The sequence below is a fragment of the Kitasatospora sp. NPDC058063 genome, from assembly GCF_042885395.1.
Taxonomy (GTDB): domain Bacteria; phylum Actinomycetota; class Actinomycetes; order Streptomycetales; family Streptomycetaceae; genus Kitasatospora; species Kitasatospora lactacystinica.
On sequence record NZ_JBHVSD010000029.1, the window covers coordinates 21,593 to 37,942 of the forward strand.

General features: G+C 73.3%; 13 protein-coding genes. 8 read left to right on the forward strand and 5 right to left on the reverse strand.

The features are described 5' to 3' along the window. The first annotated feature begins 262 nt into the window (after positions 1 to 262). Positions 263 to 988 carry a DUF6099 family protein gene (locus ACFVUY_RS36085; RefSeq protein ID WP_387736431.1) on the forward strand — a complete coding sequence of 242 codons (726 nt, stop codon included), beginning with the start codon at positions 263 to 265 and terminating at the stop codon, positions 986 to 988. Here ACFVUY_RS36085 and ACFVUY_RS36090 read toward each other — a convergent pair. After that, a complete protein-coding gene (locus tag ACFVUY_RS36090; RefSeq protein WP_387736432.1) occupies positions 934 to 1,170 on the reverse strand; it encodes a hypothetical protein in 237 nt (78 codons plus the stop codon). The genes ACFVUY_RS36085 and ACFVUY_RS36090 overlap by 55 nt on opposite strands. 467 nt (positions 1,171 to 1,637) lie before the next feature. Between ACFVUY_RS36090 and helR the strand changes: the two genes are divergently transcribed. Then, positions 1,638 to 3,794, forward strand: a complete 2,157-nt coding sequence (helR, locus tag ACFVUY_RS36095) for an RNA polymerase recycling motor ATPase HelR (RefSeq protein ID WP_387736433.1) — start codon at positions 1,638 to 1,640, stop codon at positions 3,792 to 3,794. Positions 3,795 to 4,066: 272 nt separating this feature from the next. Here the strand turns inward: helR and dapD are convergent, their stop codons facing one another. Next, positions 4,067 to 5,071 carry a 2,3,4,5-tetrahydropyridine-2,6-dicarboxylate N-succinyltransferase gene (dapD, locus tag ACFVUY_RS36100; protein WP_387695353.1) on the reverse strand — a complete coding sequence of 335 codons (1,005 nt, stop codon included), beginning with the start codon at positions 5,069 to 5,071 and terminating at the stop codon, positions 4,067 to 4,069. A gap of 141 nt (positions 5,072 to 5,212) precedes the next feature. Here dapD and ACFVUY_RS36105 point away from each other — a divergent pair, with 141 nt between their 5' ends. The 3 genes from ACFVUY_RS36105 (at position 5,213) to argF (ending at position 10,584) form a co-directional block, all read left to right on the forward strand. Further along, the gene (locus tag ACFVUY_RS36105; RefSeq protein WP_387736434.1) at positions 5,213 to 6,772 is read left to right on the forward strand and encodes a 3' terminal RNA ribose 2'-O-methyltransferase Hen1; all 1,560 of its coding nucleotides are present in this window, start codon (positions 5,213 to 5,215) and stop codon (positions 6,770 to 6,772) included. Further along, the gene (locus tag ACFVUY_RS36110; RefSeq protein WP_387736435.1) at positions 6,769 to 9,450 is read left to right on the forward strand and encodes a polynucleotide kinase-phosphatase; all 2,682 of its coding nucleotides are present in this window, start codon (positions 6,769 to 6,771) and stop codon (positions 9,448 to 9,450) included. The genes ACFVUY_RS36105 and ACFVUY_RS36110 overlap by 4 nt, the downstream gene beginning before the upstream one ends. Before the next feature lie 132 nt (positions 9,451 to 9,582). After that, on the forward strand, positions 9,583 to 10,584 hold the full coding sequence (gene argF / locus ACFVUY_RS36115) for an ornithine carbamoyltransferase (protein WP_387695350.1): 1,002 nt from the start codon (positions 9,583 to 9,585) through the stop codon (positions 10,582 to 10,584). 83 nt (positions 10,585 to 10,667) lie between these two features. Here the strand turns inward: argF and ACFVUY_RS36120 are convergent, their stop codons facing one another. From ACFVUY_RS36120 to ACFVUY_RS36130, 3 genes are all read right to left on the reverse strand, one after another. Beyond that, the gene (locus ACFVUY_RS36120; protein WP_387695349.1) at positions 10,668 to 11,201 is read right to left on the reverse strand and encodes a superoxide dismutase family protein; all 534 of its coding nucleotides are present in this window, start codon (positions 11,199 to 11,201) and stop codon (positions 10,668 to 10,670) included. An 82-nt stretch (positions 11,202 to 11,283) separates the two neighbouring features. Then, positions 11,284 to 11,685, reverse strand: coding sequence for a type II toxin-antitoxin system VapC family toxin (locus ACFVUY_RS36125; protein ID WP_387695348.1), 402 nt, complete (start codon positions 11,683 to 11,685; stop codon positions 11,284 to 11,286). Positions 11,686 to 11,883: 198 nt separating this feature from the next. Continuing rightward, positions 11,884 to 12,231 (reverse strand): hypothetical protein, encoded by a 348-nt coding sequence (locus tag ACFVUY_RS36130; RefSeq protein ID WP_380546605.1) that lies wholly within the window; start codon positions 12,229 to 12,231, stop codon positions 11,884 to 11,886. 30 nt (positions 12,232 to 12,261) lie between these two features. Here ACFVUY_RS36130 and ACFVUY_RS36135 point away from each other — a divergent pair, with 30 nt between their 5' ends. The 3 genes from ACFVUY_RS36135 to acnA all read left to right on the forward strand — a co-directional run bounded on the left by ACFVUY_RS36135 (position 12,262) and on the right by acnA (position 16,325). After that, positions 12,262 to 13,344, forward strand: coding sequence for a hypothetical protein (locus ACFVUY_RS36135; RefSeq protein ID WP_387736436.1), 1,083 nt, complete (start codon positions 12,262 to 12,264; stop codon positions 13,342 to 13,344). Beyond that, complete coding sequence (locus tag ACFVUY_RS36140; RefSeq protein ID WP_359909976.1) at positions 13,341 to 13,496, forward strand: hypothetical protein; 156 nt, start codon at positions 13,341 to 13,343, stop codon at positions 13,494 to 13,496. The genes ACFVUY_RS36135 and ACFVUY_RS36140 overlap by 4 nt, the downstream gene beginning before the upstream one ends. A 183-nt stretch (positions 13,497 to 13,679) precedes the next feature. Continuing rightward, positions 13,680 to 16,325: an aconitate hydratase AcnA gene (acnA, locus tag ACFVUY_RS36145; RefSeq protein ID WP_387736437.1), complete on the forward strand. Its 2,646-nt coding sequence runs from the start codon at positions 13,680 to 13,682 to the stop codon at positions 16,323 to 16,325. Positions 16,326 to 16,350 lie beyond the last annotated feature (25 nt).

A 16,350-nucleotide genomic window follows, 5' to 3' on the forward strand; every position in this document is an offset into this window, starting at 1 on the left:
GTGGTGAACACGCGATCGCCGGTGGTGAAAACGCGGTCGGCGCCGGTGAAAATGTGCTCGGCGTCAACTCGGACGTAGGCGATCAACCCTTGTGAGGGAAGGAATTCATCCACAGCCCCCGACTTTTCCACAGCTTCTGACATCGTGGATGCGCGTCCGCGCTCTTCCTCGCACGCTTTCGCCGTGACCAGCCGTCGCCCCTCGGACCGCCCCTCCCGGCGGCCCGGGCCGACGGCGACAGCGAGCGAGGGGAGCGGTGGCCATGGAGGCGCTGCGACTGATCAAGACGGCCCGGCACGCCCTGGCCGAGGCCAGGCACGTACCGGACGTGCTGGCCGAGGCGCGGCAGGCCGCGCTGCTCACCGAGGCGGTGGGCGCCAGGCTGGCGGAGTCGGAGGACGAGGAGCTGACCGGGCTGGGGCAGCAACTGTCCGAGGCCGGGGCGCACGCGGCGGTCTGCCTGGACCGCTCCGTCGTCCGGGCCGCCCTGGTGGGCGGGGGCCGGGCCGCGCGGCTCACGGACCTGGGGGACTTGGCGCCGGCCCTGGGGGCGCTGGACGGATTGCTCCGGGACGTCGGCGAGACGCTGGTGGTGCTCGCCTGCGGGGCGGACACCGAGAGCCTCTACTGGACGTGCATCGACGGTGTGGACGCGGTGTCGGAGTGCAAGGACCTCACCGTACGGCTGCGTGAGGCGGCGGTCCGGGCCGGGGAGGCGCAGCCCGCGGCGCTCGGTGGGGCCGAGCGGGAGCGGGAGCAGGTCGGCGGCGGGGCGCCGTTACTGGTGGTCAGGCTCGGCCCGCCGGGCGACACCGGTCCGTCGGGCGGTGGAGGCGGCGGTGGCGGTGGAGGTGCCGCGAGCCGCGGCGGCTCGCCCTCCGGCGGCGGCCCGCCCGGTGAGGGCGGGCCGACCGAGGAGGAACCGGTGGATGGCTACCGGGTGCCCTGCGTGTCCGAGGTCCCGGAGGTGTCCGTGCCGGTCGGATAGGCGGTGGAGTCGGCGCTCCCGGGGACGGAGCCCTGGAGTTCGGCGAGGTCCGCGGAGACGGAGGCGAGCAGTTCCTGCATCTGCTCCAGCAGGCTCTTGGGGCTGGCGGGTCCGGCCGAGGTGCCGTCGGCCGAGCCCGTCGGGCTGCTCGGGAACTGCGGCGTGGCAGATGGTTCGGACATGACGGTACCTCTTCGCATCGGTGGTGCGGTGTGGAGCGGCCGACGGTGGCTCGGGCCGCACGGCGGGAGGTGGCAGTCGCCCGCCACCGGGGCACCCACCCCCGCCGTAGCACCCAACGAACCGCTCCGGACGCCGTCACCCGGACACCACCCGATGCGGTCCAACTCCGCTGCGGGGTAAGCCTCCCGGGTGAGCCGGGGTTGCCGTCGCGGTGCCGCCTCGGCTAGGCGCGGAACGGCCCCCGGGTGCGTTGCGGAGCGGGCCCCGGGCGTCGCGGAGCGGGGATGCGATCGATGATGCGGAGCGCGGCGTGGTCGACATGCCCGGAAAGGAGCCGGGGACGAACCGGGACGACCAGGGGGGAGAACCCACCCCTTGCCACTCTCAACGTATAGCGCACGGGGGGTCTTGCGGCAAGGCCCCCGTGCTGGCGCACAATCGCAGGCCTCAGATCGGAGCTGATGCCATGAACAGCCGGACCACCAGTGCGTTCGACCTTCCCGCCCGCCTCGCCGCCAAGGCCGACCCGGCACTGATCGGCGAGGACGAGCGGCACTTCGCGGCCGTCGCGGAGAGCCTGGAAGCGGCGATCACTGGCCTGTCCGACCGCCTCGACGCGCTGCGCCGCGCGCCGGGCGGCCTCGGCCGGGAGGCGATGGACCGGGACATCGAGGTGCACAGGCTGACCGGTCGGCTGCGCGCCCTGCGCCGCTTCGGCCTGGACCTGTGCCTCGGCCGGGTCGTCCTCGCCGACGACCCGGAGCCGGTGTACATCGGGCGGCTCGGCCTCACCGACAGCGCGGGCCGACGGCTGCTGGTCGACTGGCGCTCGCCCGCGGCCGAGCCGTTCTTCGCGGCCACCCACGCCGATCCGATGAGCCTGGTGAGCCGGCGCCGGTACCGCTGGACCGGTGACCGGATCGCCGACTACTGGGACGAGGTGTTCACCGCCGAGGCCCTGGAGGGGCACGCGGCGCTGGACGACCAGTCCGCGTTCATCGCCGGCCTGGGCGGCGGCCGGTCGGCCCGGATGCGGGACGTGCTGGCCACCATCCAGACCGACCAGGACGCCATCATCCGGGCCGGCTCCCGGGGTGCCCTGGTGGTGGACGGCGGCCCGGGCACCGGCAAGACGGTCGTCGCCCTGCACCGCTCCGCGTACCTGCTCTACTCCGACCCCCGGCTCGGCCACCGGCGGGGCGGCGTGCTGTTCGTCGGCCCGCACCAGCCCTACCTGGCCTACGTCGCCGACGTCCTGCCGAGCCTCGGCGAGGAGGGGGTGCGCACCTGCACCGTGCGGGACCTGGTCGCCGAAGGGGCGAAGGCCGGGGCCGAGGCCGACCCGGAGGCGGCCCGGCTGAAGTCCTCGGCCGACATGGTGAGGGCGATCGAGAAGGCCGTCCGGTTCTACGAGGAGCCGCCCACCGAGGGGCTGGAGGTCACCACTCACTGGGCCGACCTCTGGCTGAGCGCCGAGGACTGGTCCGACGCGTTCGACGCGCCGGACCAGGGCACCCCGCACAACGAGGCCCACGAGCAGATCTGGGAGGAGCTGGCCACGATCCTGATGCACAAGCTGGACGAGGACGAGGGGGTCTCGCCCGAGCTGTTCCGCCGGTCGCTGCGGCAGGACCGGGAGCTGGTCGAGACGCTCAACCGGGCCTGGCCGCTGCTCGACGCGGCCGAGCTGGTCGGCGACCTCTGGTCGGTGCCCGCCTACCTGCGGATGTGCGCGCCCTGGCTCGCACCCGAGGACGTCCGCAGGCTCCAGCGCAAGGACGCGCCCCAGGCCTGGACGGTGTCCGACCTGCCGCTCCTGGACGCGGCCCGGCAGCGGCTGGGCGATCCGGAGGCGGACCGGCGCCGGCACCGGCGGGAGGCCGCGGCCGCCGCCGAGCGTGCACGGATGGCCGACGTCATCGGCGACCTGCTGCAGGCCGACGACGACGGCGAGGGCGCGGTGACGATGCTGCGCGGCCGCGACCTCCAGGACACCCTGGTCGACGAGACGGCCCTGCCCGTCGCCGACCCGGAACCGCTCGCCGGGCCGTTCGCGCACATCGTGGTGGACGAGGCCCAGGAGCTGACCGACGCCGAGTGGCAGATGCTGCTGCTGCGCTGCCCGTCCCGGAGCTTCACCATCGTCGGGGACCGGGCGCAGGCCAGGCACGGTTTCACGGAGTCCTGGCAGGAGCGGTTGGAGCGGATCGGGCTCGACCGGACCACGGTGGCCTCGCTGAGCATCAACTACCGGACTCCGGAGGAGGTCATGGCCGAGGCCGAGCCCGCGATCCGGGCCGCGCTGCCGGACGCCAACGTGCCGACCTCCGTCCGCAGCAGCGGCATCCCCGTCGTGCACGGGTCGGTGGCGGAGCTGGACGCCGTCCTGGACGGCTGGCTCACCGACCATGCCGAGGGGATCGCCTGTGTGATCGGCGCCCCCGGGTTCGAGGCGCGGCCGCGGGTCCGGTCGCTGACCCCGGAGCTGTCCAAGGGACTCGAGTTCGACCTGGTCGTCCTGGTGGATCCGGAGGCGTTCGGCGGTGGGGTCGAGGGCGCGGTCGACCGCTATGTCGCGATGACCAGGGCGACCCAGCGGCTGGTGGTCCTCAGGAGTGCGTGAGCCGGCGGTGGCGAAGGGAGCGGGTTGCGGAAGGAGGGAGCGGATGGGCCGGAACGCGCATCGCCCGGTCGGGTGACGCGAGTGTCGGGCGACGGCTGAGGGAGGCCGGACTGGGGCGATGGACGAGGGGCTGGCGTCGTGGGCGGCCGGGCGGGAGCAACGGCTGCGGCCGGAACCCGCGGCGCGAGCGGGACCGGATCGCAAGCGGCCCCGGGACGCGAACGGGGTCCGGCGCCGCCCGGCGCCGGACCCCGACAGTCGCTGCCCGCAGGTCAGTTGTGGGCGTGCAGGTCGGCGTTCAGGCCGCCCCAGGAGCCGGAGCGGGCGATGACCTCGACCGCGCCGCTCTGCGAGTTGCGGCGGAACAGCAGGTTGTCCTGGCCGGACAGCTCGACGGCCTTGGCCACCGTGCCGTCCGGGGTGGTGACCCGGGTGCCGGCGGTCACGTACAGGCCGGCCTCGACCACGCAGTCGCTGCCGAGCGAGATGCCGATGCCCGCGTTGGCGCCGAGCAGGCAGCGCTCGCCGACCGAGACGACCTGCTTGCCGCCGCCGGACAGGGTGCCCATGATCGAGGCGCCGCCGCCGATGTCGCTGTGGTCGCCGACGACGACGCCCGCGCTGATCCGGCCCTCGACCATGGAGGTGCCCAGGGTGCCGGCGTTGAAGTTGACGAAGCCCTCGTGCATCACGGTGGTGCCGACGGCCAGGTGAGCGCCGAGCCGGACACGGTCGGCGTGGGCGATGCGCACACCGGTCGGGGCGACGTAGTCGGTCATCCGCGGGAACTTGTCGATCCCGTACACGGCCAGCTGGCCGCCCTGGGCGCGCACGGACAGGCGGGCCTGCTCGACCTTGTCCACCGGGACGGGGCCGATGCTGGTCCACGCGACGTTGGCCAGCAGGCCGAAGACGCCGTCCAGGTTCTGGCCGTGCGGCTTGACCAGGCGGTGGCTGAGCAGGTGCAGCCGCAGGTACACGTCGTGGGTGTCGAGCGGCTTCTCGTCCAGCGAGGCGATGGTGGTGCGCACGGCGACCACCTCGACGCCACGGCGCGCGTCGGCGCGCAGCGCCTCGGCCGCGCCGGCGCCGAGCTCGGCCTCGGCCTGCTCGGCGGTCAGGCGGACGGTGCCGGCCGGGCCGGGCTCGGCGGCCAGCACGGGGGCGGGGAACCAGGTGTCGAGGACGGTGCCGTCGGCGGCGATGGTGGCCAGACCGGCGGCCACGGCGCCGTTCGCCGGGGAGGTGGATTCGAGCGAGGTGGATTCAGCAGTCACACCGTGCACGTTAACCAATGCGGGGCCCCGGTGCCGAACACGCCCGCCGGGCGGACACACCCGTCGGACCTGCTGGTCGGCGGTCCGCGGGGCGGGAAAACCCGGTGCTCGCCGTCCCGGCGCTGGGCAATACTTCAGCGGGTGTTCATGTCGATCTCCACCACCGGCAGCGCCGAGGACCCGGCCGCGGACCTCGGGTTCCTGCTGCACAAGCACCCCGACAAGGTCCAGCGGTTCACCACGTCGCACGGCGAGGCCCACGTCTTCTACCCCGAGGCCGGGGACGAGGTCTGCACCGCGGCGCTGCTGCTGGACATCGACCCGATCGCACTGGTCCGCAAGGGCCGGGGCGACGGCAGGGGGCGCGGCGGCTCGCCCGACTTCGCGCTCTCCCAGTACGTCAACGACCGTCCGTACGCGGCGTCCTCGCTGCTCGCGGTGGCGCTGCGGACGGTGTTCCGGTCCGCGATGAAGGGCGCCTGCCCGGCCCGGCCCGAACTGCCCGGGCGGGCCCGTCCGCTGCGCATCGACCTGCCCGCCGTGCCCGCCAACGGTGCGGGTGACGGCGGCGGTCCGGCCCTGGTGGTCCGGCTGTTCGAACCGCTGGGCTGGCAGGTCGAGGCGACGGCGATCCCGCTGGACGAGTCGTTCCCCGAGTGGGGCGAGTCCCGCTACGTGCGGATCGCGCTCTCCTCCGGAACGGTACGGCTCGCCGACGCGCTCCAGCAGCTGTACGTGCTGCTGCCGGTGCTGGACGGTGCCAAGCACTACTGGGTCGCCCCGGACGAGGTGGACAAGCTGCTCGCCGCCGGCCAGGGCTGGCTGGCGGCCCACCCGGAGCGCGCCCTGATCACCCGCCGCTACCTGGCCCGGCGCTGGTCGCTGACCCGGGCCGCGATGGAGCGCCTGGAGCTGGCCCGGCTGGCGGAGGCCGACGACCGCGAGGTCGAGGAGATCGACAACGCGGTCGATGACCGGCCCGAGGAGGAGGTCGGGCCCGAGGAGGAGGTCGGGCCCGAGGAGGAGGTCCGGCCCGAGGAGGAGGCCGGCGAGCAGCCGGAGCCCCGGCAGCCCTCCCTCGCCGAGCGGCGCCGCGCCGCGATCCTCACCGCGCTGCGTGAGAGCGGTGCCGCCCGTGTCGCCGACCTCGGTTGCGGCCAGGGCGAGTTGATCGGCGAGCTGCTCAAGGACCCCCGGTTCACCGGGATCCTCGGCGTGGACGTCTCCGCCCGGGCGCTGCGGGCGGCGAGTCGTAAGCTGGGCCTGGAGCGGTTGTCGGAGCGTCAGGCGGCCCGGGTGGTGCTGGCACAGGGAGCGCTCACCTACACCGACGCCCGGCTCAAGGGCTTCGACGCGGCGGTGCTGTGCGAGGTGATCGAGCACCTGGACCTGCCGCGGCTGCCCGCGCTGGAGTACGCGGTGTTCGGCGCCGCCCGGCCGAGGACGGTCGTGGTCACCACGCCGAACGCCGAGTACAACGTCCGCTGGGAGAGCCTGCCGGCGGGCGCCGTCCGGCACGCCGACCACCGCTTCGAGTGGTCCCGGGCCGAGTTCCGCGCCTGGGCCGGGAAGGTCGCCGCCGCGTACGGCTACACCGTGGAGCTGCGCCCGGTCGGCCCGGAGGACGAGGAGGTCGGCGCCCCGACCCAGCTGGCCCTGTTCACCACGACCACGACGCCCGAAGGAGGCGAGCCCCGATGACCGATGACACGACCGACACCCCTGGCGACGACCAGGCCCAGGACCACGCGGAGAGCACCACCCCCCGCCGCCTCCCCGTCACCGACGTCTCCCTCGTCGTCCTGATCGGCACCAGCGGCGCGGGCAAGTCCACCTTCGCCCGTCGCCACTTCCTGCCCACCCAGGTGATCTCCTCCGACTTCTGCCGGGGCCTGGTCGCCGACGACGAGAACGACCAGTCCGCCTCCGCCGAGGCCTTCGACGTCCTGCACTACATCGTCGGCAAGCGCCTGGCGGCCGGCCGGCTGACCGTCGTGGACGCCACCAACGTCCAGCCCGAGGCCCGCCGTCAGCTGGTCGCGATCGCCCGCGAGCACGACGTGCTGCCGATCGCGATCGTCCTGGACGTCCCGCCGGGGGTGTGCGCCGAGCGCAACCGCTCCCGCCCGGACCGCCGGCTGCCGGCCCACGTGATCCCCCGCCAGCACCGCGAGCTGCGCCGTTCCCTCCGGGGCCTGGAACGCGAGGGCTTCCGAAAGGTGCACGTCCTGCGGGGCGAGGCCGAGGTGGCGGCCGCCGGGGTCGAGCTGGAGAAGCGCTACAACGACCTGCGCCACCTCACCGGCCCGTTCGACATCGTCGGCGACATCCACGGCTGCCGCTCCGAGCTGGAGACCCTGCTGACCAGGCTCGGCTACACCCTCACCCGGGACGCCGAGGGCCGCCCGGTGGACGCCGCGCACCCCGCGGGCCGCACCGCCGTCTTCGTCGGCGACCTGGTCGACCGCGGCCCGGACACCCCGGGCGTGCTGCGCCTGGTGATGGGCATGGTGGCGGCCGGCCACGCGCTCTGCGTGCCGGGCAACCACGAGAACAAGCTCGGCCGGGCGCTGGACGGCAAGAAGGTCAACGTCGCCTACGGCCTCCAGGAGTCGCTGGACCAGCTGGCCGGGGAGAGCGAGGAGTTCCGGGCCGAGGCCCGCGCGTTCATGCGCGGCCTGGTCAGCCACTACCTGCTGGACGGCGGCGCCCTGGTGGTCTGCCACGCCGGCCTGCCGGAGAGGTACCACGGCCGCAATTCCGGCCGGGTCCGCTCGCACGCGCTGTACGGGGAGACCACCGGCGAGACCGACGAGTACGGCCTGCCGGTGCGCTACCCGTGGGCGGAGGAGTACCGGGGCCGGGCGCTGGTGGTCTACGGCCACACCCCGGTGCCGTCGGCGAGCTTCGTCAACAACACCGTCTGCCTGGACACCGGCTGCGTGTTCGGCGGCAGTCTGACCGCGCTGCGCTACCCGGAACGCGAGCTGGTGGGCGTCGAGGCCGAGCGCGAGTGGTACGCCCCGGTCCGCCCGCTGATCACCGACGCTCCGGGCGCCCGCGAGGGCCGTCCGCTGGACCTCGCCGACGTGGCCGGGCGCCGGACCGTCGAGACCGGGCTGCACGGGCGGGTGGCCGTGCGGGAGGAGAACGCGGCCGCCGCGCTGGAGGTGATGAGCCGCTTCGCGCTGGACCCGCGGCTGCTCGCCTACCTGCCGCCGACGATGGCGCCGAGCGCCACCTCCCGCCGGGAGGGCTACCTGGAGCACCCGGAGGAGGCCTTCCTCGGCTACCGGGCGGACGGCGTGCGGCACCTGGTCTGCGAGGAGAAGCACATGGGCTCGCGCGCGGTGCTGCTGGTCGCCCGGGACGGGGCCGCGCTGGAGCGCCGCTTCGGCGTGGCCGGCCCCGGCGCGATCTGGACCCGGACCGGCCGTGCCTTCCTCGCCGACGAGGAGTTGACCGGTGCCGTGCTCGACCGGGTCCGGGCGGCCGCCGAGCGTTCCGGGCTGTTCGAGGAGCTGGCCACCGACTGGCTGCTGCTGGACGCCGAGCTGATGCCCTGGTCGCTGAAGGCGGTGGAGCTGCTGCGCCGCCAGTACGCGGCGGTCGGCGCGGCGGCGGGCGCGGCCCTGCCGGAGGTGCTGTCCGCGCTGGAGCGGGCGGCCGGGCGCGGCCTGGACCTGGCCGGTCTGACCGCCCGCCAGCGGCAGCGCGCGGCCGACGCGCGGGCGTTCACCGAGGCGTACCGGCGCTACTGCTGGCCGACCGAGGGCCTGTCGGGCATCCGGCTCGCGCCGTTCCAGCTGCTCGCGGCCGAGGGGGCGAACCTCGCGGTGCGCCCGCACGACGAGCACCTGGCCTGGATCGACCGCCTGGTGGCCGCCGACGCGTCGGACTCCGCCGACGGCACGGAGCGCCCGGAGCACCAGGGGCGCCCGGAGCCCCGGAAGGAGCCGGTGCTGCACCGCACCCGCCGGATCCTGGTGGATACCGAGGACGAGGCCTCGACGGCCGCCGCCACCGTCTGGTGGGAGGAGCTGACCGCGGCGGGCGGTGAGGGCATGGTGGTCAAGCCGCTGGCCTCGCTGGTGCGCACCGCACGCGGCGAGGGCCGGCCGGGCGGCCTGGTGCAGCCCGGCGTGAAGGTGCGCGGCCGGGAGTACCTGCGGATCATCTACGGTCCGGACTACACCGAGCACCTCGACCGGCTGCGCCTGCGCGCGCTGGGCCACAAGCGCTCGCTGGCGCTGCGCGAGTACGCGCTGGGCCTGGAGGCGCTGGACCGGCTGGCGGCGGCGGAGCCGCTGTGGCGGGTGCACGAGCCGGTCTTCGCGGTGCTCGCGCTGGAGTCGGAGCCGGTCGACCCGCGGCTGTGAGGGCGGTGCCGGAGGAGGGGAGCCCCCGGGGGCCCGGGAGGCTCCCCTTCTCTGGCCTGCCTCTGTATAGAAATTCCGAGCATCGTATAGACTTGCCGCTTTCCCGTAGTCCCGTCACCCCAGGAGCCCGGCATGGCCTTCAACCTCCGGAACAGGCACTTCCTCAAGGAGCTCGACTTCACGCCCCAGGAGTTCCGCTTCCTGGTGGACCTCGCCGCCACGCTCAAGGCGGCGAAGTACGCGGGCACCGAGCAGCCCCGGCTGCGCGGCAAGAACATCGCGCTGATCTTCGAGAAGACCTCCACCCGCACCCGCTGCGCCTTCGAGGTCGCCGCCCACGACCAGGGCGCCACCACCACCTTCCTGGACCCCGCGGGCTCGCAGATCGGCCACAAGGAGTCCATCAAGGACACCGCCCGGGTGCTCGGCCGGATGTTCGACGGCATCGAGTACCGCGGCCACGGCCAGGAGGTCGTCGAGGAGCTGGCCGAGTACGCCGGCGTCCCGGTCTGGAACGGCCTGACCGACGAGTGGCACCCCACCCAGATGCTGGCCGACGTGCTCACCGTCACCGAGCACACCGCCAAGCCGCTGTCCGAGGTCGCCCTCGCCTACCTCGGCGACGCCCGCTCCAACATGGGTAACTCGCTGCTGGTCACCGGCGCCCTGCTCGGCATGGACATCCGGATCGTGGCCCCGCGCGCGCTCTGGCCCACCGAGGAGGTGCAGAAGTCGGCCCAGGCCCTGGCCGGGACGACCGGCGCCCGGATCACCCTGACCGAGGACGTGGCCGAGGGCGTGGTCGGCGCCGACTTCCTCTACACCGACGTCTGGGTCTCGATGGGTGAGCCCAAGGAGGTCTGGACCGAGCGGATCGAGCTGCTCAAGCCGTACCAGGTCTCCATGGACACCGTCCGGGCCACCGGCAACCCGGACGTGAAGTTCCTGCACTGCCTGCCCGCCTTCCACGACCTCGGCACGGTGGTCGGGCGGCAGATGCACGAGGCGACCGGCATGACCGAGCTGGAGTGCACCGACGAGCTGTTCGAGTCGGCGCACTCCATCGTGTTCGACCAGGCCGAGAACCGGCTGCACACCATCAAGGCGGTGCTGGTCGCCACCCTCGGCTCCTGACCGGCCCCGACCCGGCCCCGACCGGTCCGGAGGCCCCAGAGGCCGCGGAGGCCGCCGGGCCGGGGCCGGCTCGGCGCCCGGCGTCAGTCGTTCAGCTTGACGCAGGCCACCCGGTCGCCCGCCGCGTGCGGGCCGGCCGGGGTGCCCGCGTGCAGCACCAGCGAGCGGGCCTCGCCCGGCCGCGGCTGCCAGGCCACCGCGGTGGTGGCACTGCCCCCGCCCCGCCCGTCGGTGAACAGCACCAGCCGCAGCTCGTTGCGCTCGTTGGCGTACACCGGGTCGCTGGACGGCTGCACCGGGTCGACCTCGTCCTGGTAGTGCGGCCCGGAGGAGGCCGGGTCGGCCCCGCAGCCGCCGGTGTGCAGGTGCACCGGGAACTCGTGGTCGGGGGCGAGCCCGGAAGCCGTCAGGGTGAGCACCGTCCGCCCGGGCACCGAGCGGTCGGTGACGATCCGAACGTGCGAGCCGTACGGCACCAGGTCGCTCGCGTAGCTGATGGCGGCCGGCGGGACGAAGGCGGTGGCCGGGTCGAAGTCGGCCTCGACGACGGAGACCGGCGAGGTGGCGGGGACGAGCAGGGCCAGTGGCAGCAGGGCGGCGGCGAGCGGAGCGGTCATCGGGACGGGGCCTTCCACGGGCGGGGCGGGGGTCGCCCTGCTAACGCGGCCGGGGCTCCGAGGACACCCGGCCCGTGGCGGCTCAGTCGCGCCGGATCCCCCGGATCTCGCAGCGCGGCCCGCTGGCCCGCATCAGCCGCAGGTCGGCGGTGACCAGCGGCACCCCGAACCGCTCGGCGACCGCGACGTACGCGGCGTCGTCCGGGGTGAGGTTGTCCTTGAGCTCCCAGATCCGGCCGAGCAGCGGCGCCACCTCGACCTTGCGGATCGTCACCGCCGCGAGTTCCCGGGTGAGTTCGGCGACCCGCTCGGCGGTCAGTTCCTTGGCCAGGTAGAGCCCGCGCAGCGACTGCATCACCTCGATGACGATGTGCTCGGGCGCCACCCATTCGCCGCCGGAGGCGAGTTCCGCGCGGGCCCGGATCCCGCGCGGCCCCTGGTCGGCGAGCGCCAGTACCAGCGCGGATGCGTCCACCACGATCATCTGTCGGCCCCTGCCCGTTTCCGCACGTCGAGTCACCGGTCACGGTACCGGGGCGGCCCGCGGGCGCGTCCCGCGGATCCCTGCCGTCCCCTCCCGCCCCGTGGCGAGGTGGGCGCCGCGCCTGCCCCGCCCGCCGCGCACGGCCGGCCGCCGGGGCCCGGAAGCCGCGTCACGGGCGGGGCGGGGGCGGGGCGGCGGTCAGGACAGGATCAGCAGTCCGGCCAGCAGTGAGGCGGCGTTGGCGGTGCCGGCGGCGAGCCAGGGCAGCGGGTCGCGCGGGCGGAGCCCGGCGAGCGGGCCCAGCAGCAGTGCCTCGACGGCGCAGACCGCGGCCTCGCCGAGGGTGAAGCCCGTCCAGTACGCTGCCGCCGGCCCGTCGGTCCAGTGCCGGAGGGTCCACCAGAGCAGCGGGTGCGTCACCAGGTTGACCAGGACGGCGGCCGCGGCCGCCCGCCCGGGCCGGACCCGCCCCACGCGGACGAGGGCGGCCGTGTAGACGGGCGTCTCGGTCAGCAGGGTGAGGGCGAGGGCCACCGGGTAGCGCACGGCGGGGATCGTGCCACGGGGAGGGGGAGCATGGCGACCACGAGCGCGGGCGCGACCACCAGTGCCACCGGCGCCCCCGGCGCCCCCGGAACCGCAGGAACCGCAGGAACCGCAGGAACCGCAGGAACCGAGGGAGCCGCCTGGCCCGCGCCCGGCCCGGCCGCCCGGCCCGGCGTCGCGCCGTTCGCGGGCTTCGCCCTGTCGGCCGTCCTCGCCCTGGCGCTGGCGCTGCGGGCGCCGACCGGCCTGGCGGTGCTGGGCCTGGCCGTCTTCGGTCTGCTGCACAACGTGCTGGAGCTGCGTTACGTGGCCGGCCGCTTCGCCGCCGTGCTGACCGGCCCGCTGCTGCGGCTGCTGCTGGTGCTGGTGACCGGCATCGTGCTGTGCCGCCTGCTGCCGCCTTCGCGGGCCGCCCAGTCGGCGGAGATCCTGCTCGCGTACGGCCTGCTGGCGGCGGCCTGCCGGTACGGGCTGCGCGACCGTCCCCGGCTGCTGCTCGCGGGCGTGGTGCTGCTGGGGGTGGCCGGCGCGGCCTCGCTGGCGTTTCCCGCGTACCACTTCGTGGTGCTGGCCCATCTGCACAACGTGGTGCCGCTGCTGTTCCTGGCCGAGTGGTCGCGCCGGCTGGCGCGGGGCCGTGCGGCGTTCCTGGCGTTGCAGTCGGCCTGGGTGCTGCTGGTGCCGGCCCTGTTGTTGAGCGGTCTGCTGGACGGGCTGCTGTCCCAGCGCCCCGGTGGCTGGACGGACCGGCTGGCGGCGGCGTACACCCCGCCGGCCCTGCTGACGCCGCAGGCGGGGCTGCGCTTCCTGGCGGTGTTCGCCTTCCTCCAGTCGATGCACTACGTGGTCTGGGTGTGGTTCCTGCCGCGGTACGCGCCGGAGGCGGCGGAGCGCTTCGGCGCCCGGGTGCCGGGGCTGCGCGGGGTGCGGGCCTGGGGACTGGGCGCGGTCCTGGGGCTGCTGCTGGCCCTGTTGTTCGCCGTGGATTACGCCCGCGGTCGGTCGGTGTACGCCGCGTTGGCGAGTTACCACGCCTATCTGGAGTTCCCGGTGCTGCTGATGCTGGTTCTGGGCCCGGGAGCGAACCGGGCGCGAACGGAGGAGGAAGAGTGACGACGATCCGGCTGGCCGACATCGCCCCCTCGCCGACCGGCGGTTCCGGTGGTGAGCTTGTGGTGGTGCTGCTGGTGGCGGCGGCTGTCGTGGCGGGTGCGGTGTGGCTGATCAGGCTGGAGCGCAAGCGGCGCGGCCCGGACGACCGGTGAGCCACGGCATGCACTATGGTTTATCTCGACATCGAGATAACTGCCCCTTACGATATATCTCGACATCAAGATACTTGCCGAGAGGCGCTCGCCGGCGATGCGGGCAAGGTCAGCCTAAGTAAGGGTGACCTTACCACCGCGTGACGGCCGGATATCGCACGAAGCACCCAGAAGGAGTCAGTCGTGTCCGCGAACAGCTTCGACGCCCGCAGCTCGCTGCAGGTGGGCGACGAGTCGTACGAGATCTTCAAGCTCTCCGCCGTCGAGGGTTCCGAGCGGCTGCCGTACAGCCTCAAGGTGCTGCTGGAGAACCTGCTCCGCACGGAGGACGGCGCGAACATCACCGCCGACCACATCCGCGCCCTCGGCGCCTGGGACGAGAACGCCCAGCCGAGCCAGGAGATCCAGTTCACGCCGGCCCGCGTGATCATGCAGGACTTCACCGGCGTGCCGTGCGTGGTCGACCTCGCCACCATGCGCGAGGCCGTCAAGGAGCTGGGCGGCGACCCGGCCAAGATCAACCCGCTGGCCCCGGCCGAGCTGGTCATCGACCACTCGGTCATCGCCGACAAGTTCGGCACCAAGGACGCGTTCACCCAGAACGTCGAGATCGAGTACGGCCGCAACAAGGAGCGCTACCAGTTCCTGCGCTGGGGCCAGACCGCCTTCGACGAGTTCAAGGTCGTCCCGCCGGGCACCGGCATCGTCCACCAGGTGAACATCGAGCACCTGGCCCGCACCGTCATGGTCCGCGGCGGCCAGGCCTACCCGGACACCTGCGTCGGCACCGACTCGCACACCACCATGGTCAACGGCCTGGGCGTGCTGGGCTGGGGCGTCGGCGGCATCGAGGCCGAGGCCGCCATGCTCGGCCAGCCGGTCTCCATGCTGATCCCGCGCGTCGTCGGCTTCAAGCTGACCGGCGAGCTGCCGGCCGGCACCACCGCCACCGACCTGGTGCTCACCATCACCGAGATGCTGCGCAAGCACGGTGTGGTCGGCAAGTTCGTCGAGTTCTACGGCGACGGCATCGGCTCCATCCCGCTGGCCAACCGCGCCACCATCGGCAACATGTCGCCGGAGTTCGGCTCGACCTGCGCGATCTTCCCGATCGACGCCGAGACCATCAACTACCTGAAGCTCACCGGCCGCGACGAGCAGCAGCTCGCCCTGGTCGAGGCGTACGCCAAGGAGCAGGGTCTCTGGCACAACCCGTCGCACGAGCCGGTCTACTCCGAGTACCTGGAGCTGGACGTCTCGACCGTCGTCCCGTCGATCTCCGGCCCGAAGCGCCCGCAGGACCGCGTGATCCTGGCCGAGGCCGCCGAGCGGTTCGCCGAGGCGCTGCCGACCTACTCCGCCGAGGCCTCGAAGCCGACCGCCGTCACCGCCCCCGACGGCTCGTCCTACGAGATCGACAACGGCGCGGTCGTGATCGCCTCGATCACCTCCTGCACCAACACCTCCAACCCCTCCGTCATGCTGGGTGCCGCCCTGCTGGCGAAGAAGGCCGTGGAGAAGGGCCTGCACGTCAAGCCCTGGGTCAAGACCACCCTGGCGCCCGGCTCCAAGGTCGTCATGGACTACTACGAGAAGGCCGGCCTGCTCCCGTACATGGAGAAGCTGGGCTTCAACCTGGTCGGCTACGGCTGCGTCACCTGCATCGGCAACTCGGGCCCGCTGCCCGAGGAGGTCTCGGCCGCCGTCAACGAGGCCGACCTCGCGGTCGTCTCGGTGCTCTCCGGCAACCGCAACTTCGAGGGCCGGATCAACCCGGACGTCAAGATGAACTACCTGGCCTCCCCGCCGCTGGTGGTCGCCTACGCCCTCGCCGGCAACATGAACATCGACATCACCAAGGACGCCCTGGGTCAGGACGCCGACGGCAACGACGTGTTCCTCGCCGACATCTGGCCGTCCGAGCAGGAGGTCGCCGACACCGTCGCCGGCTCCATCGACGAGGCCATGTTCGACAAGGGCTACCAGGACGTCTTCGCCGGTGACCACCGCTGGCAGTCGCTCCCGGTCCCGACCGGCAACACCTTCGAGTGGGACGCCGAGTCCACCTACGTCCGCAAGCCCCCGTACTTCGAGGGCATGGCCAAGACCCCGAGCCCGGTGACCGACATCGCCGGCGCCCGCGTCCTGGCCAAGCTGGGCGACTCGGTCACCACCGACCACATCTCCCCGGCCGGCAACATCAAGCCGGGCACCCCGGCGGCGCAGTACCTGACCGCCAACGGTGTCGAGAAGCGCGACTTCAACTCCTACGGTTCCCGTCGTGGCAACCACGAGGTGATGATCCGCGGCACCTTCGCCAACATCCGCCTGCGCAACCAGATCGCGCCGGGCACCGAGGGCGGCTACACCCGCGACTTCACCCAGGCCGACGCGCCGGTGTCGTTCATCTACGACGCCTCGCAGAACTACCAGGCCGCCGGCATCCCGCTGGTCGTCCTGGCCGGCAAGGAGTACGGCTCCGGCTCGTCCCGCGACTGGGCCGCCAAGGGCACCGCGCTGCTGGGCGTCAAGGCCGTCATCGCCGAGTCGTACGAGCGCATCCACCGCTCGAACCTGATCGGCATGGGCGTCCTGCCGCTGCAGTTCCCGGAGGGCGAGAACGCCGAGTCCCTCGGCCTGACCGGCGAGGAGACCTTCTCCTTCACCGGCGTGACCGAGCTCAACGAGGGCCGCACCCCGAAGACCGTCAAGGTCAAGGCCGGTGACGTCGAGTTCGACGCGGTCGTGCGCATCGACACCCCCGGTGAGGCGGACTACTACCGCAACGGCGGCATCCTGCAGTACGTGCTGCGCTCGCTCATCGGCTGATCAGGCTGATCAGGCTCATCGGCTG

Excerpts from the sequence above, each read along its gene's own strand:
- ACFVUY_RS36085 (WP_387736431.1), top strand. The coding sequence starts at position 263 with ATGGAGGCGCTGCGACTGATCAAGACGGCCCGGCACGCCCTGGCCGAG.
- ACFVUY_RS36090 (WP_387736432.1), bottom strand. The coding sequence starts at position 1,170 with ATGTCCGAACCATCTGCCACGCCGCAGTTCCCGAGCAGCCCGACGGGC.
- helR (WP_387736433.1), top strand. The coding sequence starts at position 1,638 with ATGAACAGCCGGACCACCAGTGCGTTCGACCTTCCCGCCCGCCTCGCC.
- ACFVUY_RS36110 (WP_387736435.1), top strand. The coding sequence starts at position 6,769 with ATGACCGATGACACGACCGACACCCCTGGCGACGACCAGGCCCAGGAC.
- argF (WP_387695350.1), top strand. The coding sequence starts at position 9,583 with ATGGCCTTCAACCTCCGGAACAGGCACTTCCTCAAGGAGCTCGACTTC.
- ACFVUY_RS36120 (WP_387695349.1), bottom strand. The coding sequence starts at position 11,201 with ATGACCGCTCCGCTCGCCGCCGCCCTGCTGCCACTGGCCCTGCTCGTC.
- ACFVUY_RS36125 (WP_387695348.1), bottom strand. The coding sequence starts at position 11,685 with ATGATCGTGGTGGACGCATCCGCGCTGGTACTGGCGCTCGCCGACCAG.
- ACFVUY_RS36135 (WP_387736436.1), top strand. The coding sequence starts at position 12,262 with ATGGCGACCACGAGCGCGGGCGCGACCACCAGTGCCACCGGCGCCCCC.